Origin of the sequence: Teichococcus wenyumeiae (genome assembly GCF_003696345.1) — a bacterium.
Lineage (GTDB): Bacteria > Pseudomonadota > Alphaproteobacteria > Acetobacterales > Acetobacteraceae > Pseudoroseomonas > Pseudoroseomonas wenyumeiae.
The window spans coordinates 19,475-39,645 of the sequence record NZ_RFLX01000023.1 but is presented as its reverse complement, the minus strand read 5'-3'; the positions used below and the strand labels follow the sequence as shown (position 1 = coordinate 39,645).

Sequence of the window (20,171 nt, the reverse complement as noted above, 5' to 3'; positions counted from 1 at the left end):
CCATGACGAGCGAGCGGCGCTACTATCTCACGACGCCCATCTATTACGTGAACGACAAGCCGCATATCGGCCACGCCTATACTTCCCTGGCGGCGGATGTGCTGGCGCGCTGGAAGCGCATGTCCGGCTACCAGGTCCATTTCCTGACCGGCACCGACGAGCATGGGCAGAAGGTGGAGAAGGCTGCCGAGGCGCGCGGCATGGACCCGCAGGCCTTCACGGACCAAGTCAGCCAGGCCTTCCGCGACCTCGCGGCGCGGATGAACTATTCCAACGACGACTTCATCCGCACCACGGAGGAGCGGCACAAGCGTGCCTGCACCGCGCTGTGGAAGCGGCTGGAGGAGCGGGGCGAGATTTATCTCGGCCATTACGAAGGCTGGTACGCCGTGCGGGACGAGGCCTTCTATGGCCCGGACGAGATCACGGAAAAGGATGGCCAGAAATTCGCCCCCACCGGCGCGCCGGTGGAGTGGGTGAGGGAGCCTTCCTACTTCTTCCGCCTGGCCGCCTGGCAGGATCGGCTGCTCGCCTTCTATGACGAGCATCCCGACTTCATCATGCCCCAGACCCGCCGGAACGAGGTGATCAGCTTCGTCAAGAGCGGCCTGACGGACCTCTCCATCTCCCGCACCTCCTTCAAGTGGGGTGTGAAGGTGCCGGGGGACGAGGCGCATGTGATGTATGTGTGGCTCGACGCGCTGACAAACTACATCACCGCTCTCGGCTATCCCGATGAAAATGCTGATCTCTGGCGGTTCTGGCCGGCCGACGTACATTTCGTCGGCAAGGATATCGTCCGCTTCCATGCCATCTACTGGCCGGCCTTCCTGATGGCGGCCGGGCTGCCGGTGCCGCGCCGCGTCTTCGCCCATGGCTGGTGGACCAACGAAGGCCAGAAGATCTCCAAGTCGGTGGGGAACGTGATCGACCCTGTGGCGCTGGTGGAGCAATACGGGCTGGACCCGGTGCGCTTCTTCCTGCTGCGCGAAGTGCCCTTCGGCAATGACGGCGACTTCAGCCGCAAGTCGCTGATCCAGCGCCTGAACAGCGAGTTGGCGAACGACCTTGGCAATCTGGCGCAGCGGACGCTCTCGCTGATCCAGCGCAATTGCGATGGCCATCTGCCGGCCGCCGGAGCGTCCGACCCCGCCGATGCCGAGCTGCTCGATGCTGTCTCCGCGCTGCCGGAGCGCGTGGAGGAGGCCCTGAGCCGTCAGGCCTTCCATGAGGCCCTTGAGCGTATCCAATCTGTCTCCCGCCTCGGCAATTCTTGGATCGACGCGCAGAAGCCCTGGTCGTTGAAGAAGACGGACCTAGAGCGCATGGCCTCCGTGCTGCGCCACCTGCATACGGCGCTGCGCGCGCTGGCCACGGTGCTGCAACCCTTCATGCCGGACACCATGACTCGTATGCTGGACCAGCTTGGCGTGCCGGCCGAGGCACGCGATCTCGCCGCGCTGGCGACCCCGCTGCCCGATGGGACGGCATTGCCGCCGCCAAGCCCGCTGTTCCAGAAGATCCAGGACGAGCCCGCCTGATGCTGGTCGATAGTCACTGCCATCTGGATTACTTCACCGATGCCGAGATCGGCGACATCCTGTTCCGCGCGGCGGAAGCCGGCGTGGGAGAGATGGTGTCCATCGGCGTGCGGATGGCGCAGGCGCCGGTGGTGAAGGCGCTGGCAGAGCGTTTTCCGCAGGTCTGGGGCACCGTGGGCGTGCATCCGCAGAATGTGGGTGAGGGGCCTCTGCCGGAAGTGGCCGAGATCGTCGCGGCCGCCGACCATCCGCGCATCATCGGCATTGGCGAAAGCGGGCTGGACTACTTCTACGACAAGGCTCCGCGGGAGGTGCAGCAGGAAGGCTTCCGCCGCCATATCCGCGCCTGCCAGCAGACCCAGCTGCCGCTGGTGATCCATGCCCGGGATGCGGATGAAGACATCGCCGCCATCCTGCGCGAGGAACGGGCCTCGGGCGGCGATTTTCCATTCCTGCTTCATTGCTTCAGCTCTGGCCGCCAACTCGCTGAAATTGCGGTTGAAATGGGCGGATACGTGTCGTTCTCCGGCATCCTGACATTTCCGAAGTCCACCGAGCTGCGCGACATCGCGCGCGACGTTCCGGCAGACCGGCTGTTGGTGGAAACGGACTCCCCATACCTTGCCCCGGTGCCGTTCCGCGGGAAGCCGAACGAGCCGTCCTATGTGGCGCATACGGCGCGGGTATTGTCCGAAGTGCGTGAGATGACGCCTGAGGCGCTGGCGGAACTGACCACCCGGAACTTCCGCACTTTGTTCAAGAAGGCTGCATGAAGCCTTGTTTTTGAAGCTGACGATCCTTGGCTGTGGCGGCTCCGCCGGTGTGCCCATGCTGGGGGGCGCAGACGGCGGAGGCGACTGGGGCCTGTGCGACCCGGCTGAACAGCGCAACAGGCGCTCCCGCTCGTCATTGCTCATCGAAGCCGAGGACGGGCGGCGGTTGCTGGTGGATGCCGGGCCGGACCTGAGGGCGCAGTTGCTGGCAAACTGCGTTCGCCGGGTTGATGCGCTTCTGGTCACGCATGGCCATGCCGACCACATCATGGGCCTGGATGAATTCCGGCCACTGAACCGTATCCTGGGCGCCGCAATTCCAGCCTATGGGACCGCAGCCACCTTGGCAGAGTTGCAGACCCGGTTTGAATACGTCTTCCGCGACCCGACGCCGCCCGCCTTTTTTCGGCCGGCGCTGACGCCCTTGACGGTAGCACCGGGGCAGGTCTGGGAGATCGCTGGCTTTCCGGTCCGGCTGTTCCGGCAGGACCACAAGGTCATGGAGACGCTAGGGCTGCGGATCGGCGACTTCGCGTATTCCACGGACGTCGTGGCCATGCCGGAGGAAAGCTTCGCGGCCCTGGAGGGGTTGGATACCTGGATCGTCGGCTGCTTCCAGCGCAAGCCGCATCCGGTGCACGCGCATCTGGAACTGGTGCTGCAATGGGTTGAGCGGCTGAAGCCACGGCGCACGGTGCTGACCCATATGGGCACGGATCTGGACTGGGCCTGGATGCAGCGCAATCTGCCGCCGAGCGTAGAGGCGGCGCATGACGGGCTCGTGCTCACGACAGCTCCATAGATTTTACATAATATATATTATCTGACAATTGGACCTGCCATGACCGCTTTCCCCGCTGACGCCCTTCTGCGCCTTCTTGGCATCATGGCGCGGCTGCGGGCGCCGGATGGCTGCCCCTGGGACCGGGTGCAGGATTTCGCCTCCATCGCACCCTACACCATCGAGGAAGCCTACGAAGTCGCGGATGCCATCACCCGGCGGGATATGCCGGCCCTGAAAGATGAGCTGGGCGACCTGCTGTTCCAGGTGGTCTATCACGCTCAGATGGCGCAGGAGGAAGGCGCCTTTGACTTCGCCGCCGTGGCCGAGGCGATCTCGGACAAGATGATCCGCCGGCATCCGCATGTCTTCGGCGAAGCCGCCGCGCGCGATGCGGCAGCGCAGACCGCTGCCTGGGAAATCCAGAAGCAAGCCGAGCGGCAGGCACGGCGTGAAACCGGTACCCTGGCCGGCATTCCACCCGCCCTGCCCGCCTTGACCCGTGCCAACAAGATCGCCCGCCGCGCCGCCGGTGTCGGCTTCGACTGGCCGGACGCCGAGGCGGTCCTGGCCAAGCTGGACGAGGAAACCGCCGAGCTGCGGGCTGAAATCCCCGCAGCCTCCAAGGCCCGGCTACAGGATGAGTTGGGCGACATGCTCTTCGTCATGGTCAATCTGGCCCGCAAGCTGGACCTTGACCCGGAAACCTGCCTGCATGCCGCCAATGCCAAGTTCGAGCGGCGGTTCAACGCCGTGGAGGCATTGCTGGCCGAACGTGGCCAGTCTCCGGCCGACGCTGGTCTGGAAGCCATGGAAGCGGCTTGGCAGGATGTGAAAAGGCGCGAAAGCTAACCGCGCCTTTTCTTTCAGTCGTCCAGCAGGGCGGCCTTGATGCTTTCCCAGCTGGCGCGATCCGGCGCCGCCAGCAGGCCACCGCCCGTATGAGTTGGCAGATACTCGCTGCCGTCGAAGCGGGCGCTGTAGCCACCTGCTTCCCGGTGTAGCAGCCACCCGGGCAGATGGTCCCAGGGCATCAGCTTGTTATAGATGGTGAAATGCGCGCCGCCGGATGCGACCAGCCGGTATTCGTGCGCCGCGCAGCGGAACTGCACCCCCGATGAAAGGCGCGACAACCGAGCCGTGATCCGGCTGCGCAGCGGTTCCGTCATCCAGGTCCAGGAAACCGCGCCTGTCATCTGCTCCAGCGGCAGCGGGGCAGCGACACGCAGATCGGTCCGGCCGTATTGCGGATGCTCGATCCAAGCGCCCTCGCCCCGCAGTGCCACGGCGGTGTCGTCGCCCAGCGGGTCGTGAATCCAGGCCGCCACCACCTCACCCTTCACCACGGCCGCCGCCATGCAGCCGAAGAGCGGCACACCGGCGGCGAAGTTGGCGGTACCATCCACCGGGTCCACCACGAAGGCCAGCTCGGCGTCAGCCAGCTTCTCCAGCAGCGAAGGGTCGGCGGCCTGGGCTTCCTCGCCCACAACGACGCAGCCGGGGAAGCGGGCCAGAAGCTCGCGGGTGATCTGCCGTTCCGCTGCCTCGTCGGCATCCGTCACCAGGTCGATGGGGCTCGACTTGGTGCGGATGGCGCCGGCGGTCAGGCGGCGGAAGCGTGGCAGGATCTCTGCGCGCGTGGCATCGCGCAGGAGGGTGGCGACATCCGTCGCCATCCGGTGGTCGAAGCGCATCGGAATCCTTCAGGCTTGCTCGAAGCGGGCACGGTCGGCGGGACTCAGGCGAACTGTCAGGCGGATGCAGTCGTCGGCATCCTCCCGCGCCAGAACCTCGCCATGCTGGTAGAGCCAGGCGATCCGCGCGCCATCGGACGGCGGCAACGCGTAGTCCAGCGTCACCATGTTGGCGGCCAGCCGTGCATCCAGCGCCGCGCGGAGGATATCCAACCCCTCCCCCGTCAGCGCCGAGACCGCAATGGCGGAGGCATCGGTGCCAGGAACATCGGCGATGCCGCCAAGCAGGTCGGCCTTGTTCAGCACCTCGATGGTGCGGCCCATCCAATGCTCGTCCAGCGTCGGGTTCTCGCCGGAGGCCATCTCATGCAGCACCCCCAGCACGTCGCTGCGCTGGGAAGAGGTGTCCGGGTGCGCCACGTCCCGCACATGCAGGATGATATCGGCGGCCGCGACTTCCTCCAGCGTGGCGCGGAAGGCCTCGATCAGCTGCGTCGGCAGGTCGCTGATGAAACCGACGGTGTCGGAGAGGATCACCGTCCGCCCGCTGGGCAGCCGGATGGCACGCATGGTCGGGTCCAGAGTCGCGAAGAGCTGGTCCTGCGCGTAAACGCCGGCGCCGGTCAGGGCATTGAACAGCGTCGACTTTCCGGCATTGGTATAGCCCACCAGCGCCACCACCGGGAAAGGCACGCGGGTACGCGCGGCCCGGTGAAGGCCGCGGGTCCGGCGGACCTGCTCCAGCTCCTTCTTCAGCTTCACGATCCGCTCGCCGATCAGCCGGCGGTCGATCTCGATCTGCGATTCACCGGGGCCACCCAGGAAGCCGAAGCCGCCGCGCTGACGCTCCAGGTGGGTCCAGGACCGTACCAGGCGCGTGCGCTGGTATTCCAGATGCGCCAGCTCAACCTGCAGCGAGCCTTCCCGCGTGCGGGCGCGCTCACCGAAGATTTCCAGGATCAGGCCGGTGCGGTCGATGACCTTGCAGCCCCAGGCACGCTCAAGGTTACGCTGCTGCACCGGGGTCAGCGCGGCGTCGACCACAACGACGCCGACCTTGTTTTCCTCGATCGCGAGCTTGGCCGCTTCGACCTGCCCTTCTCCCAGCAGGGTCGAAGGGCGGCGCGTGCGCAGCGGGAAGGCCGCGCTGTGCACGATGGTCAGGCCGATGGACGCGGCGAGCCCCACGGCTTCCGCGAGCCGTGCTTCAGCGGCGCGGCTGACGCTGCGCTGGTCCGGAAATGCAAGAACACCGGCCTCCGCGCCAGGAAGGCGCGCGGGGCGTTCATGTGGCAGGAGCACGGCGGCAAGCATCGGCTTGCCGCCCGTGGCATTCTCAGTCGGAGGAGCCGACAGGGTTGACCTCGCGTTGCAATGTCATGGTGCCTTCGCGCGTCACGGTCGCGGTGCCGCCCTGGGCAGGGCTGGCGCCAGCGCCGGCGGCGGCGGCATCGAACAGCATGATCGGCGCGCCCGGCATGACGGTGCTGATGGCGTGCTTGTAGACCAGCTGGGTGTGCCCGTCCCGACGCAGCAGGACGGAAAAGTTGTCGAACCAGGTGATAATGCCCTGGAGCTTGACGCCATTGACCAGGAAGATGGTCACGGGAGTTTTGCTTTTGCGAACGTGGTTCAGGAACACGTCCTGCACGTTCTGGGACTTCTCGGCGGCCATTGGCTCGGTCCTTCTTTTTCTTGGCGGGCCGCTTACATGTCCCGGCCGGGCGGGGGTGACCCGAGGCAAGATGCGCGGCATCGCCCCGGTGCACAGGGTGTGTACCGGTTCGGGCGCAAGATCATGCGAACTGGGGTGCCTTGGCAAGCCCAAGGAGGCATTTGGCCAGTTCGTGACCATCACGGAAGTGGGCGTCCGGCGCCAGAAGGTCCACCCCTCCATCATGGGCCGCATCGCCAAGCAGAACCGCGGAACACCCCGCCGCCCGCGCCGCCTGCATATCCACCCCCGTATCGCCGATGAACCAGACCTCCGGCCCCGGCGCGACCCCCAGCTTTTCCAGCGCCAGCAGCACCGGCGCCGGCGAAGGCTTGTCCGCCACGGCATCCCCGGCGCCGAGCAGCACGCCGAAGCGCGGCGACCAACCCAGGTGTTCCGCTTCCCGCCGCAGGATCGGCCCCTGCTTGTTGGACACCACGCCCTGGGGCCAGGACGCGCCAGCCGCCATGGCCTCGGCGACCCCGGCCAGGGGCGTGATGAACTCAAGGTGGCGTGCGCGGACCTCGGTGTAGAAGAGGTCGCGCGCCTTCTCCCACTCCGCGCCGAACAGTGCCGGAAAGGATTCCCGCAGCGAAAGGCGGGCGCGGGCCCGGACTTCCTCCACCGTCCATTCCGGCATGCCGAAGGCCCGCAGGGCCGCGTTCATCCCGGCCTGGACGCCGGCCCAGGCATCGACCAGCGTATTGTCCCAGTCCCAGAGCAGCGCGCGGGGCGGCGGCAGGCTCATGCCGCGTTCTTGGCCCCGCCCTTCACATGCCGGGCGAAGATCTCGAAGAGCTTGGTGGTCACCGGCCCCGGCGTGCCGTCGCCCACCGGAGCGCCGTCGATCTTCAGCATCGGCTTCACGAAGGAGGTGGCGGAGGTGATGAAAGCCTCCCTCGCCCGCTTCAGCTCATCCAGGGTGAAGGCGCGCTCGTCGAAGGCGATGCCTTCCTGCTGCAGCTCGGCCATCAGAGCGCCGCGGGTGCAGCCCGGCAGGATGGCATGGGACAATCCGCGGGTCCGGATGGCGCCCTGCTCGTCCACGATCCAGAAGCTGGTCGCGGCCCCCTCGGTCACGACCTGGGTGTCTTCCTCGTAGAGGATAGCCTCGACGGCCCCCTGCTCCTTCGCGGCCTGGCGGGCCAGGATGTTCGGCAGCAGGTTGATGCTCTTGATGTCGCGGTGCTTCCAGCGCAGGTCCGGCAGCGTGATGGCATTGCCGCCCCAGTTGGCGATGCTGGTGGGGTAAGGCTTGATGCGCTTCACCGTCACCACCAGCGCCGGCGGCACAGGCTGGGCCGGGAACGGGTGGTCACGATGCGCCACGCCGCGCGTCACCTGCATGTAGAGCAGGCCCTCGGTCACGCGGTTCCGCCGCGCCACTTCCTTCAGCACATGGGACAATGCGGCGCGCGTCAGCGGCATCGGCAGGCGGATGGCCTTCAGCGAGCGCTCCAGCCGGTCCAGATGACGGTCTTCGTCGATGAAGCGGCCATCATAAAGATGCACCACTTCGTAAATGCCGTCGCCGAACTGATAGCCGCGGTCCTCGACATTCACGCTGGCCTCCCGCTGAGGGACGTAGCGGCCGTTGACATAGGCAATGCGGGACATACGCGTGTCTTCTATCCTGGTGTTCGGTACTGCACCTTCGCGCGCGGGCGGCGCCGAGGCAATGGGGCCTCAGACCGCTGCGCTACGATCCTCCGCCTGCACGCCCAGGAACTTCAGCTTGCGGTGCAGCGCGCTGCGTTCCATGCCAACGAAATTGGCGGTGCGGCTGATATTGCCGCCAAAGCGCAGCAACTGGGCTTCCAGATACTGCTTCTCGAATAATTCCCGCGCGTCGCGCAGCGGCAGGGTCATGATTTCGCTGGAGCGGTCGAGCTTCAGCGCCGCGGGAGCGGCGGAACCCACCTCCGGCGGCAGCATCTCCGGCCGAATCGGCTCGCCAGGGCCGCCGGGCGCCATGATCAGCAGCCAGTCCACGAGGTTGCGGAGCTGCCGCACGTTGCCGGGCCAGTCATAGGCCTGCATGGCTGCCAGCACGTCCTCGGACAGTTCCCGGGCGGGCACGCCCGAGGTCTCGGCCGAGCGTGACATGAAGTGCCGGGCCAGCACCGGCACATCCTCCCGCCGCTCCCGCAGCGCGGGAACGCGCAGCGGCACCACGGCGAGGCGGTAGAACAGGTCCTCACGGAACCGGCCGGCGGCGATCTCGGCCATCAGGTCGCGGTTGGTGGTGGCGATGACGCGCACATCCACCTTGACCCGCGTGGCGCCGCCGACGCGTTCAAAACCCTGTTCCTGCAAGGCGCGGACGATCTTGCCCTGGGTCTCCAGCGGCATATCTGCCACCTCGTCCAGCAGCAAGGTGCCGCCATGGGCACGTTCCAGCACGCCGGCCCGGCGGCCGCCGCCGGCGCCATCGGTGCCGGCCTCGACGCCAAACAGTTCCTCTTCGAAGCGGGCCGGGTTCAGCGTGGCGCAGTTCAGCGCCACGAAGGGCTCCCCGGCGCGACGGGAGCGGGCATGGATCATCCGCGCCGCCACTTCCTTGCCAGCACCGGCCGGGCCAGAGATCAGCACGCGGCTGCCGGTCGGCGCCACGCGCTCGATGGCATTGCGCAGCTGGCTGACGCTGGAAGACGCGCCCAGAAGCTCCGTCTCCGCCCCGGCGCGCAGGCGAAGCTCGCTGACCTCGCGCTTCAGCCGCGCCGCTTCCAGTGCCCGCTCGGCGATCAGGATCAGCCGGTCGGACTTGAAGGGCTTCTCGATGAAGTCGTAGGCGCCGTGCTGGATGGCCTGCACCGCCGTCTCGATGGTGCCGTGGCCGGAGATCATCACGATCGGAACCTGAGGTTCCTCCCGCTGCATCGCTTCCAGGATGCCCAGGCCGTCGAGGCGGGAGTTCTGCAGCCAGATGTCCAGAATCACCAGGCTCGGCCGGCGGGCACGGAAGGCAGCCAGGGCCGTGTCGGAATTCTGCGCCACGCGGGTTTCGTAGCCCTCGTCCGACAGGATGCCCTCGATCAGGGCGCGGATATCCGGCTCGTCGTCGACGATCAGGATCTCATGCGCCATGTTGCTGCACCTCCGTCATCTTACCTTCAGCCGCCTCGGCCTGCGTCTCACCCAGCGGGAAGGACAGGGTCGCGCGCGTCCCCCTCATTCCCCCGTCGCGGTCCGTCAGGACAAGCCTGCCGCCATGGTCCTCCATGATCTTCTTGACGATGGCAAGACCAAGGCCGGTCCCTTTCGGCTTATGCGTGACATAGGGCTCGGTGATCCGCTCCCGTTCCTCGCCCTGCGGCAGCCCCGTGCCATCATCCTCCACTGCGATGCTCAACGAGTCCTGCCCCCGCTCCACCAGGATACGGATATGGCCAGGTTCCACGGTTTCTCCAGCCGCTTCCTGTGCCTGCTGGCGGCCGTGAACCGCATCTGCGGCATTGGCCAGCAAGTTGGTCAGCGCCTGCCCCAGCAGCCGCCGGTCGCACTGGATGCGTGGCAGCCCCGGCGGAATATCCGTCGAGAAAACAATGTCGTGATGGGCATTCTGCTGCAGCACCAAAGCCTCGCGCGCCACCTGGGCCGGGTCCTCCGGCCGCATCACCGGCTGAGGCATGCGGGCAAAGGCAGAGAACTCATCCACCATGCGGCCGATATCCTCCACCTGGCGCACGATGGTGTCGGTGCAGGCCTTGAAGGTCTCGGGGTCGGACTGGATCTCCTTCAGGTAGCGGCGCTTCAGCCGCTCGGCGGAGAGCTGGATCGGAGTCAGTGGATTCTTGATTTCATGCGCGATGCGCCGCGCCACATCGGACCATGCCGCCTTCCGCTGGGCGGAGAGCAGTTCCGTGATGTCGTCGAAAGTCAGAACATAACCCGCCACCTGCCCGCGCTGCATCTCGGCGCCGATCTGCGCCAGCAGGGTGCGGCGGGCGGAAGGCGGGCCGATGCGGATTTCGGCCACCCGGCTGCGCTCCGGCGCCGCCATCGCGGCTTCCAGCAGCGAGACGAATTCCGGCTCCACCTCCGCCAGCTTCACCCCCAGGTCGGCATCAAGGTCACGGCCCAGCAGCTCGCTGGCGCGGCGGTTGGGCAGGTTGATGCGGGCCTCGGCATCCAGCCCCACCACGCCGGCCGAGACGCCGGAGAGCACCGTCTCCGTGAAGCGCCGCCGCTCATCGATCTGGCGATAGGCTTCCATCAGCTCGCTGCGCTGCGCGGCCAACTGGTTCGTCATGCGGTTGAAGGCGCGGGAGAGGCTGCCGACCTCGTCATCCGCCTCGCCTTCCGTCACCCGCACAGTCAGGTCGCCGCCACGCACCCGGTCCGCCGCCACGATCAGGCGCGACAAAGGCCGCGCGATCTGGTTGGCGATCACGAGGCCGATGGAAACCGCCGCCAGCAGCACCAGCAGGGCCGCGATGGCGAAGATCATGGCGAAGGTGATCTGCAGGCCCGAGCGGTTGCGGTCCAGCTGGTCGTATTGCTGAAAGGCCATCTCGGTGCGCTGCATATGCTCGATGACGCCAGGGTCCACCGGGCGGCCGATCAGCAGCATCAGCCCTGGCTGGATGTCCAACTCCACCAGCGCACGCACCCGGCCTTCCTCGGATTCGCCAGGCAGCACGGCCACGTCGCCGTTGCGGGCCTGATCCATGGCCCAGGCCGGCAGCGGGTTCAGGACCATGGTGGTGGTCAGGCCGGCATGAGCCACGACCTGGTTGAGGGTCGGCTCGAAGACCACGGAATCCGTCAGCCCGCGCAGCGCCGTATGCGTCGCCAGGATGCGGGCGAAGGCATACTGGTTGGTTTCCAGCAGGCTGCGGTTGCGGTTCAGGTCCGCGGCCATGGCCAGGGCATCGGCGCGGATGGTGTTGCGGTGCTCGTCCAGATAGGCGCGGGAAGCGACGAGGCTGGCTTCCAACGTGGAGCGCACGCGATCGCTGAACCAGGCCTGGATGCCCAGATTGAAGAACACGGCCGCGAAAACCGCCACCAGCAGCGCCGGCAGCACCGCCGTCACGCTGAACAGCAGCACCAGCCGCACATGCAGTCGCGACCCGGCCGAGCCTCGCCGCCGCTCCGCCCAGACCCGCACCAGCCGGCCAATGACCGAGCCCAGCAGCAGCAGCAGGAACAGGACGTTGACCAGCACCATGGCCACGACCTGCCCTGGCTTGGTCGGCCCGAAAGGGCTGCCGCCCGAGAGGAGGGTGAAAGTGCCGATGCCGAGCAGCAGCGCCCCGATGGCCAGGACCAGCGTCACCACGCGGCCCAGCATCATGTCCGCCAGGCGGCGGCCGAGACGCGGCGGCTTGCTGCCCGCCGCGCGGCTCACGACAGACCGCGCACCACCGGGAGATCCAGCTCCCGGATTTTCTTGCGCAGCGTATTGCGGTTCAGGCCGAGCATGGCGGCGGCCTTGATCTGGTTACCCCGTGTGGCCGCCAGCGCCAGCCGCAGCAGCGGCCGCTCCACCTCGGCCAGCACGCGCTCGTAAAGGTCACGCACCGGCAGGCCGTCCTTCTGGGCCGCGACGAAGGTGGTCAGGTGGCGTTCCACCGCCTGCTCCAGCGTCTCGGGCGCCCGCAGCTCCGGCTCGCTCACCGGCTCGGCCTCGGCCAGCTCGTTGTTCACGGCGTCGGCGCCGATCACCTCCTGCGGATAGAGGGCCGCGAGGCGCCGCATCAGGTTCTCCAGCTCGCGCGCATTGCCCGGCCAGCTATGGCGGCGCAGCCGTTCCACGGCCTCCTGATCCAATTGCTTGGACGGCAGGCCGGCATTCTTCGCGCGCTCCAGGAAGTGGCGGGCCAGCAGCGGGATGTCCTCCATCCGCTCCCGCAGCGGCGGCAGGCGGATGGGCACCACATTGAGGCGGTAGAACAGATCCTCGCGGAACAGGCCCTGGCGGATCGCCTGCCGCAGGTCCCGGTGCGTGGCGGCCACGATGCGGACATTGGCCTTGATGGGGCTGCGCCCGCCGACGGTAGTGAACTCGCCTTCCTGCAGCACGCGCAGCAGGCGTGTCTGGGCTTCCGGCGGCATGTCGCCGATCTCGTCCAGAAACAGGGTGCCGCCGGCCGCCTGCTCGAAGCGCCCGACGCCACGCGCCAGGGCGCCGGTGAAGGCGCCGCGTTCATGGCCGAACAACTCGCTCTCGATCAATTCGCGCGGAATGGCGGCCATGTTGATGGCGACGAAGGGGCCGGTGCGGCGGCGGCCATAGTCATGCAACGCGCGGGCGATCAGTTCCTTGCCGGTGCCGCTCTCACCCGTGACCATCACGGTCAGGTCGGTGGTCGTGAGGCGGGCGACCGTGCGGTAGATCTCCTGCATCGCCTGGCTGCGGCCGACCAGCGGCAGGCGCTCGCCCTCGGTGCCCTCGTCCGTCTCGGGCTGGGGCGCGGCGGGCGCGGTCAGCGCGCGGGCCACGACGGCCAGCAACTCCTTCAGGTCGAAGGGCTTGGGCAGGTATTCGAAGGCGCCGCGCTGCGCGGCCTTCACGGCGGTGACGAAGGTGGACTGCGCCGACATCACCACCACGCGCAGGTCCGGCCGCACGCGCTTGATGCGCGGCACCAGGTCCAGCCCGTTCTCATCCGGCATGATGACATCGGTGATCACCAGATCGCCGGCCCCGTCCTCCACCCAGCGCCAGAGCGTGGCGGCGGAGGATGTGGCGCGCACCGTGTAGCCGGCGCGGCCAAGGGCCTGGGACAGCACCGTGCGGATGGCGCGGTCGTCATCAGCGATCAGGATGGTGCGGCTGTCGGTCATTCGGTGCGGGTCTCGATCATGGCCGGCAGGTCGGCGGGAGGCATGGGCAGGGAAAGGCGGAACACGGTGCGGCCAGGGCGGCTGTCGCATTCGATCAGGGCGCCCTGGTCCGCCACCAGCTTGGCGACCATGGCGAGGCCAAGCCCCTGCCCGCCCCGCTTGGTGGTGACGAAGGGCTCCCAGAGCGTCGCGCGCACATCCTCGTCGATGCCGGGGCCGTTGTCGCGCACACTCACCTGCAAGGGCAGATGCACCCGCTCCCGCGACCCGGGAATGGCGATGCGCACGCCGTGGTGATAGGCGGTGGAAAGCTGGATCTCGCCGCCCTGCGGGTCCACCGCCTCGGCAGCGTTCTTCACGAGGTTGAGCAGGATCTGCACCAGGAAGTCCCGGTTGCCCCAGACCGGCGGCAGCGAAGGGTCGTAATCCTCCACGATGCGGAGGTGGCTGGCGAAGCCACGGCTGGCGATCCGGCGGACGTGGTCCAGCACCTCGTGGATATTCACCACGCCGCAGTCGGTCGGGCGTTCGGAGAACATCTCCATCCGCTCCACCAGCGTGCGGATGCGGTCGGCCTCGTCCTGGATCAGAACGCAGAGCTCGCGGTCGTCCTCGCTGGCGGATTGCTCCAGCAACTGCGCGGCGCCCCGGATGCCGGAAAGCGGGTTCTTGACCTCATGCGCGAGCATCGCGGCCATGGCAGAGGCACCGCGCGCGGCACCGCGGAAGTTCAGCTGGCGGTCCAGCTTCTGTGCCTTGCTGCCATCCTGCAGCGTCAGCACCACAGCGCCCGAGATCTCGGGCAGTGGCGCGCCATGGGCCGCGACGCCTGTCCGGTGCAGGCGCGGGCTTTCCAGCGTCAGGTCATGGTCGGACACCGGCGCATCCTGGTTCCGCACCTGGTCCACCAGCGCGAAGAGCCTGGTATCGGAGGGAATCAGGTCCGACAGCCGGTGCTGCGCCAGCGAGGCGAAGGAAAGCTGAAAGAACTGCTCCGCCGCCGGATTGGCGGAAAGGAAGCGGTTGCCGGCATCCAGCACCACCACCGGCACCGGCAGGGCTGACAGCACCGCGATGCTGTCAGGCAGTGCGACCTCCGCGGCGGGATGGCGGGTAAAGATGTTCATGCCGCCATGGCATCCTCATCCCGCCCCGCGGCGGAGAAGGCTTCCCGCACCACCTGCACGCCCTGCTCGATCAGCGGGCGGTAGAAGGCTTCCAGCACCGCCTCGGTGGCTTCCGGCGTCTCGGCATGGTTAACGCGCACGCGGAACTCGGCGGAGCCGGGCAGGCCCTTGGAATACCAGGCCAGGTGCTTGCGGGCCATGCGGACGCCCGGGCCGGCGCCGTGATGGTCGAGCATGGCGCGGTAATGGCGCAGCAGGATGTCGTAATGGGTGGCGAGGTCCGGCTCCGGCAGCAGGGCGCCGGTGGTCAGATACTCGGCCACCTGCGCCAGCAGCCAGGGGCGGCCATAGCAGCCACGCCCGATCATCACGCCATCCGCGCCGGATTGCCGCAGCGCCTCGGCGGCGTGCTCGGGCGTCAGGATATCGCCGTTGACGATGACGGGAAGGCTCACGGCCGCCTTCACCTTGGCCACGAAGGCCCAGTCGGCGGTGCCGGTATAGAGCATCTGCCGGGTGCGGCCATGCACGGTCACCAGCTTGATACCGCAGTCCTCGGCGATCTTGGACAGGCGCGGGGCGTTCAGGTTGCTGTGGTCCCAGCCCATGCGCATCTTCAGCGTCACAGGCACGTCCACCGCCTTCACCACCGCATCCAGGATGCGGGCGGCGCCGATCTCGTCGCGCATCAGCGCGCTGCCGGCCTGCTGGCCGATGGCGACCTTCTTCACCGGGCAGCCGAAGTTGATGTCGATGATGGCAGCGCCACGGTCCGCTGCCAGCTTGGCGGCCTCGGCCATCACCTGGGGGTCGCACCCGGCCAACTGCACACTGGCAGGGCCACCGAAGCCATCGACCTCGGCCATCTTCAGCGTGGCGCGGTTCTCCCTCACCATGGCTTGGCTGGCGATCATCTCACTGACTACCATCGGCGCCTGCAGCTCCCGGCACAGCCGGCGGAACGGCAGGTCGGTGACGCCCGACATGGGTGCCAGGATCACCGGCGCGTCAATGCGCAGCGGCCCCACCTGGATGGGCCGCAGGCGTGGCGGCGTGACGGCCTCGGCCGCGGAAGACGGGGCGGCGTTGTCGTGCGGTGTCGCGATGCTCATGATTTGGGCAATCTAAGGCGCAAAGCCCCTCGCGTCCATGCCGATCCGCCTTCAGCATGGCGCCTCTGGTCAGCCTTGCGGCAGGCGGATAGGTTCCGCGCCATGCGCGTCATCGCCCTGTTGATGGCGGCCGGAAGCGGGTCCCGCTTCGGAGCCGCCGAGCCGAAGCAATACAGCCAACTGCTGGGCTGTCCCATCCTGCGCCACGCCGCTGAGGCCTTGCTGGCCGATGGTGCCGTCCAGGCCCTCCTGCCCGTCGTGGCGGCGGGCGAGGAAGCGCGGGTGGCGGCCATGCTGGAGGGCCTGCCCTGCCTGCCGCCAGTCGCCGGAGGTGCCACGCGGCAGGATAGCGTCCGCGCTGGCCTGGAGGCCCTGGCCGCCTCTCCCCCGGATGCCGTGCTGGTGCATGACGGCGCCCGGCCTGTCCTGCCGCGGGGCACAGTGCCGGCGCTGCTGGCGGCGCTGGAGGTCTATCCCGGCGCCATCCCCGCTCAGCCGGTCACCGATACGCTGAAGGCCGGCGCCGAGGGCGCCATCCAGCGCACCGTGCCCCGCGCCGGTCTTTATCGGGCGCAGACGCCGCAGGCCTTCCGCTTCCCTGCCCTGCTTCAGGCGCATCGTGACGCGACGGCGGAAGCCACCGATGATGCCGCCCTGCTGGAAGCCGCCGGCCTTCCCGTCGCCCTGCTTCCTGGATCGGAGAGCAACCTGAAAGTGACCTATCCCGAAGACCTGGCCCGCGCCGAGGCCGCCCTGCTGCCGCGCTTCCTGCCCGCCATGGGTACCGGCTTCGACGTGCACCGGCTGGTCGAGGGCCGCCCCTTGATCTTGTGCGGCGTCACGATCCCGCATCCGCTGGGGCTGGACGGGCATTCGGATGCCGATGTGGGGCTGCACGCGCTCTGCGACGCCATCTATGGTGCCCTGGCGGAAGGCGATATCGGCCGCCACTTCCCGCCCAGCGACATGGAATGGAAGGACGCGGACAGCGCCCGCTTCCTGCGCCATGCCGCCGGCCGGGTGGCGGCGCGCGGCGGCATGATCACACATGCCGACGTGACGCTGATCTGCGAGAAGCCCAAGATCGGCCCGCATGCCGAGGCCATGCGTGCCCGGCTGGCGGAACTGATGGGTATTCCCGTCGCCCGCGTCTCCGTGAAGGCCACCACCACGGAGCGGCTGGGCTTCACCGGCCGTGGCGAAGGCATCGCCGCCCAGGCGGCGGCGACGCTCCTCCTGCCCTCGGCTTAACGCCGGGGCAGGAAGCCCACGATCTCCTCCGCCTTCGTCACGATCGGCTCGGCGATGGCGGAGGCGCGGTCCGCACCCTTGCGGAGCGCGGCATCCACGGCGGCCGGGTCGGCCAGCAGGCGGGTCATCTCGGCCTGGATGGGGCTCAGATGCGCCACCAGAGCCTCGGTCAGCACTTCCTTGAAGGCGCCGAAGCCCTTGCCGGCATGGTCCCGCAGCACATCGGCCGGAGTGGCATCGGTCACGGCGGCCAGGATGCCCACCAGGTTGCGCGCCTCGGGCCGCCCTTCCAGCCCGGCCAGCTCGGAAGGCAGCGGCTCGGGGTCGGTCTTGGCACGGCGGATCTTCAGGGCGATGGCATCGGCATCGTCCGTTAGGTTGATGCGCGACTGGTCCGAGGGGTCGGACTTCGACATCTTCTTGGTGCCGTCGCGCAGCGACATGACGCGCGCGGCCACGCCCTGGATCATCGGCTCGATATTCGGGAAGAATTCCACGCCGAAGTCATGGTTGAACTTCTGCGCGATGTCGTTCGCCAGTTCCAGGTGCTGCTTCTGGTCCTCGCCCACCGGCACGCGGGTGGCGTGGTAGGCGTGGATGTCGGCGGCCATCAGGTTCGGGTAAACGTAGAGGCCGGAGCCCGCGTTCTCCCGGTCCTTGCCAGCCTTGTCCTTGAACTGCGTCATGCGGTTCAGCCAGCCGATACGGGCCACGCAGTTGAAGATCCAGGCCAAGCGGGCGTGGGCATGGACATGGCTTTGCACGAAGAGCGTGCAACGGTCAGGGTCCACACCGCAGGCAATCAGGGCAGCCGCCATCTCCCGCGTCGCGCGGGCCAGTTCCTTGTGGTCGAAGGGCTGGGTGATGGCATGCAGATCGACTACGCAATAGATGCATTCATGATCGTCCATCATGGGCACCCAGTTGCGGATGGCGCCCAGATAATTGCCGAGGGTCGGAATACCGGAGGGCTGGATCCCGGAAAATACGCGCTGCATCGCCAAAATACCCCTTGCGCCAAGTCCTGCGGGTGATCCCGCGCGAGGCCTCCGGCGTCAAGCGGCGCAGCCCGGACCGGACAATTTTTGGCGGCATCCGCCGTGACTTTTCGTGCTGCGCTGCGTTCAAAGCCGGCCATGCATCATCTTCTTGCGCCTGTCGCATCTCGCCAGCCGGACGACCGCGGGTCTTCCGCCGGAATGGCCGTGCCCGCGGTGGTGCGGGAGGGCGATACCGTGTGGCGGCAGGAGCATGCTCATCGCGCCAGCGTGCTGGTGGATGCCTCCACCTATTATGGTGCGCTTCGCGAGGCTTTGCTGAAGGCCGAGGAAAGCATCCTTATCGCCGGCTGGGATATCGACAGCCGCGCGCCACTGGTGGGCCCTTCGGGCGAGCCCAAGGACGACCTGCCGGTGACTTTGGGCCCTTTCCTGGCCGCCCTGGTGGGCCACAAGCCGCAACTGCGCGTGAAGCTGTTGTTGTGGGACTATTCAGTTCTTTACGCCCTGGAGCGCGAGGTGCTTCCGGCGCTTTCCCTGCACTGGAACACCCCGGCGCAGATCGAGTTGTGCCTGGATGACGAAGTGCCGCTCGGCGCTTCCCACCACCAGAAGGTGGTGGTGATCGACGACCGGCTGGCCTTCTCGGGCGGCCTGGACCTGACGATCCGGCGCTGGGACACCCCGGCCCATTCCCCGCTGAACCCGCACCGCGTCGACCCCCGCGACGTGCCCTACCTGCCCTTTCACGATGTGCAGATGGTGGTGGACGGCGAGGCCGCCGGTGCGCTGGCGGATCTGTTTCGCGCCCGCTGGTCCCGTGGTGCCTGCGAGGACCTGCCGCCCCGGCATCCGCCGCGCCCTGGTGACCCGGACCTCTGGCCGCGCTCGGTCCAGCCAGACCTGCGGAACGTGGAGGTGGGCATCGCCCGCACCCAGGCCGCCTGGGAGAATGAGCCCGAGATCCGGGAGGTCGAACGCCTCTTCGAAGCCATGATCGACAGCGCCGAGCGCTGCATCTATGCCGAGAACCAGTTCTACACCAACCTGAACCTCGCCGCCCGGCTGGCCAAGCGGATGCTGCTGAAGCCGGAGCTGGAGGTGGTGCTGCTCGGCCCCCGCACCCACCATACCTGGCTGGAGCATCGCACCATGCTGGCCGGCCGCATCCGCTTCATGATGCTGCTGCGGCAGGCGGGCGTCGCGGACCGGGTCCGCATGATGTTCCCCCATGTGGGCGACCGCCGTGGCCCGCAGGCCGACGTGATGGTGCATGCCAAGGTCATGATCGTCGATGACCGGCTGCTGCGCATCGGCTCCGCCAATCTCTGCAACCGCTCCATGGCCACCGACACCGAATGCGACCTGGTGGTCGAGGCACGGGACGAGGCGACCCGCGCCGGCATCCGCCGCGTTCGGGACCGCATGCTGGCCGAGCATCTGGGCGTGAAGCCGGAGCAGGTCGCGGCACTGACCCGGGATGGGTCGCTGTTCAAGGCATTGAATCAACTGCATAGCCGGAAGCGTCGGCTGCTGCCGATCGACGATGGTGAGCTCGCGGAGGGCGAAGGCGTGCCACAGATCGAAGCCGTCGCAGATCCGCGGCGCCCGATAGGCCCCGAAACCCTGCTGGCCGATTTCGACGCCGACGAGGCACCCGCCGCTGGCGGCGGCATGGCGCTCTGGCTACGGATCGGGCTGGTGGTGGCGCCGATCGTGATCCTGGGTGTGGCCTGGCGGTACACACCCTTGTCCGAGTTCATGAACCCCCAGGCTTTCAGCGCCTCCATGGAAGCCGGCGGCTCCCTGGGGCCGCTGCTGGCGCTGGGGCTTTTCATGCTGCTAGGGCTGGTGGCCTTCCCGGTGAATGTGCTGATCGTGGCCACCGCCGCCGCCTTCGGGCTCTGGCCCGGCCTGCTCTATGCCGCGGTGGGTGCCATGGTCAGCGCGGTGCTGACTTATCTGGTCGGGCGCCGTATGGGGCCGGGCCTGCTGCGAAAGATTATTGGCCCGCGCATCAACAGGGTCAGCCGTAGCATCGCCAATAACGGCATCCTGGCCGTGACCATGGTACGGCTGATGCCGATCGCGCCCTTCACGCTGGTCAACCTCGTCGCGGGCGCGATCCGTATTCCGCTGCTGGACTATGTCGTGGGGACCGCGCTGGGGTTGGCGCCCGGCCTGCTGCTGATGACGGCGCTGGGCGACCGCTTGCTGCGAATCCTCACCGAACCATCGCTGACCGACATCCTGGGCTTTGTTGTGGTGCTCATCTGCTGGGGCGCCCTCTCCTTCGGGCTGCAAAGCCTCATCAAGCGCTTCCGCCGTATGATGGACCGTAAGCGAGACGCCGCGGCGTGATCCTGCGGGTTATGACCTGGAACATCC

General features: G+C 67.7%; 17 protein-coding genes. 6 read left to right on the top strand and 11 right to left on the bottom strand.

Translation table 11 applies throughout. The features are described 5' to 3' along the window. Positions 1-2 precede the first annotated feature (2 nt). From metG to mazG, 4 genes are read left to right on the top strand one after another with little or no spacing between them, the layout of a single operon-like run. Positions 3-1,541 carry a methionine--tRNA ligase gene (metG, locus tag EBE87_RS21515; RefSeq protein ID WP_120638242.1) on the top strand — a complete coding sequence of 513 codons (1,539 nt, stop codon included), beginning with the start codon at positions 3-5 and terminating at the stop codon, positions 1,539-1,541. Beyond that, on the top strand, positions 1,541-2,314 hold the full coding sequence (locus EBE87_RS21510; RefSeq protein ID WP_120638241.1) for a TatD family hydrolase: 774 nt from the start codon (positions 1,541-1,543) through the stop codon (positions 2,312-2,314). Before metG ends, EBE87_RS21510 begins: the two co-directional genes overlap by 1 nt. Positions 2,315-2,324: 10 nt before the next feature. Next, positions 2,325-3,116, top strand: coding sequence for an MBL fold metallo-hydrolase (locus tag EBE87_RS21505; protein ID WP_120638240.1), 792 nt, complete (start codon positions 2,325-2,327; stop codon positions 3,114-3,116). 39 nt (positions 3,117-3,155) lie between these two features. Then, positions 3,156-3,947, top strand: coding sequence for a nucleoside triphosphate pyrophosphohydrolase (gene mazG / locus EBE87_RS21500; protein WP_120638239.1), 792 nt, complete (start codon positions 3,156-3,158; stop codon positions 3,945-3,947). 14 nt (positions 3,948-3,961) lie between these two features. Here mazG and EBE87_RS21495 read toward each other — a convergent pair whose 3' ends face one another. The 10 genes from EBE87_RS21495 to dusB form a co-directional block, all read right to left on the bottom strand. Continuing rightward, positions 3,962-4,789, bottom strand: coding sequence for an inositol monophosphatase family protein (locus tag EBE87_RS21495; RefSeq protein WP_120638238.1), 828 nt, complete (start codon positions 4,787-4,789; stop codon positions 3,962-3,964). 9 nt (positions 4,790-4,798) lie between these two features. Then, the gene (gene hflX / locus EBE87_RS21490) at positions 4,799-6,103 is read right to left on the bottom strand and encodes a GTPase HflX (RefSeq protein ID WP_233553189.1); all 1,305 of its coding nucleotides are present in this window, start codon (positions 6,101-6,103) and stop codon (positions 4,799-4,801) included. A 22-nt stretch (positions 6,104-6,125) separates the two neighbouring features. Beyond that, a complete protein-coding gene (gene hfq / locus EBE87_RS21485; RefSeq protein ID WP_120638237.1) occupies positions 6,126-6,464 on the bottom strand; it encodes an RNA chaperone Hfq in 339 nt (112 codons plus the stop codon). 121 nt (positions 6,465-6,585) lie between these two features. Then, entirely contained in the window at positions 6,586-7,251 is a 666-nt protein-coding gene (locus EBE87_RS21480; protein ID WP_120638236.1) for an HAD family hydrolase, read from the bottom strand. Next, positions 7,248-8,120 carry a D-amino-acid transaminase gene (locus EBE87_RS21475; protein ID WP_120638235.1) on the bottom strand — a complete coding sequence of 291 codons (873 nt, stop codon included), beginning with the start codon at positions 8,118-8,120 and terminating at the stop codon, positions 7,248-7,250. The genes EBE87_RS21480 and EBE87_RS21475 overlap by 4 nt, the downstream gene beginning before the upstream one ends. Before the next feature lie 69 nt (positions 8,121-8,189). After that, entirely contained in the window at positions 8,190-9,590 is a 1,401-nt protein-coding gene (ntrX, locus tag EBE87_RS21470; RefSeq protein ID WP_120638234.1) for a nitrogen assimilation response regulator NtrX, read from the bottom strand. Next, positions 9,580-11,802 carry a sensor histidine kinase NtrY-like gene (locus EBE87_RS21465; protein WP_120638246.1) on the bottom strand — a complete coding sequence of 741 codons (2,223 nt, stop codon included), beginning with the start codon at positions 11,800-11,802 and terminating at the stop codon, positions 9,580-9,582. The genes ntrX and EBE87_RS21465 overlap by 11 nt, the downstream gene beginning before the upstream one ends. Positions 11,803-11,852: 50 nt before the next feature. Continuing rightward, positions 11,853-13,295, bottom strand: a complete 1,443-nt coding sequence (gene ntrC / locus EBE87_RS21460) for a nitrogen regulation protein NR(I) (RefSeq protein WP_120638233.1) — start codon at positions 13,293-13,295, stop codon at positions 11,853-11,855. Beyond that, on the bottom strand, positions 13,292-14,422 hold the full coding sequence (locus EBE87_RS21455; protein WP_120638232.1) for a two-component system sensor histidine kinase NtrB: 1,131 nt from the start codon (positions 14,420-14,422) through the stop codon (positions 13,292-13,294). Before EBE87_RS21455 ends, ntrC begins: the two co-directional genes overlap by 4 nt. Continuing rightward, positions 14,419-15,534 carry a tRNA dihydrouridine synthase DusB gene (dusB, locus tag EBE87_RS21450; protein WP_120638231.1) on the bottom strand — a complete coding sequence of 372 codons (1,116 nt, stop codon included), beginning with the start codon at positions 15,532-15,534 and terminating at the stop codon, positions 14,419-14,421. The genes EBE87_RS21455 and dusB overlap by 4 nt, the downstream gene beginning before the upstream one ends. A gap of 102 nt (positions 15,535-15,636) precedes the next feature. Between dusB and EBE87_RS21445 the strand changes: the two genes are divergently transcribed. Continuing rightward, positions 15,637-16,785 carry a bifunctional 2-C-methyl-D-erythritol 4-phosphate cytidylyltransferase/2-C-methyl-D-erythritol 2,4-cyclodiphosphate synthase gene (locus tag EBE87_RS21445; protein WP_120638230.1) on the top strand — a complete coding sequence of 383 codons (1,149 nt, stop codon included), beginning with the start codon at positions 15,637-15,639 and terminating at the stop codon, positions 16,783-16,785. Here the strand turns inward: EBE87_RS21445 and trpS are convergent. Then, positions 16,782-17,783, bottom strand: coding sequence for a tryptophan--tRNA ligase (gene trpS, locus EBE87_RS21440; protein WP_120638229.1), 1,002 nt, complete (start codon positions 17,781-17,783; stop codon positions 16,782-16,784). The genes EBE87_RS21445 and trpS overlap by 4 nt on opposite strands. Positions 17,784-17,984: 201 nt before the next feature. On the opposite strand from trpS, the gene EBE87_RS21435 reads away from it, so the two are divergent. Beyond that, positions 17,985-20,144, top strand: coding sequence for a VTT domain-containing protein (locus EBE87_RS21435; RefSeq protein ID WP_233553188.1), 2,160 nt, complete (start codon positions 17,985-17,987; stop codon positions 20,142-20,144). The last annotated feature ends 27 nt before the right edge of the window (positions 20,145-20,171 follow it).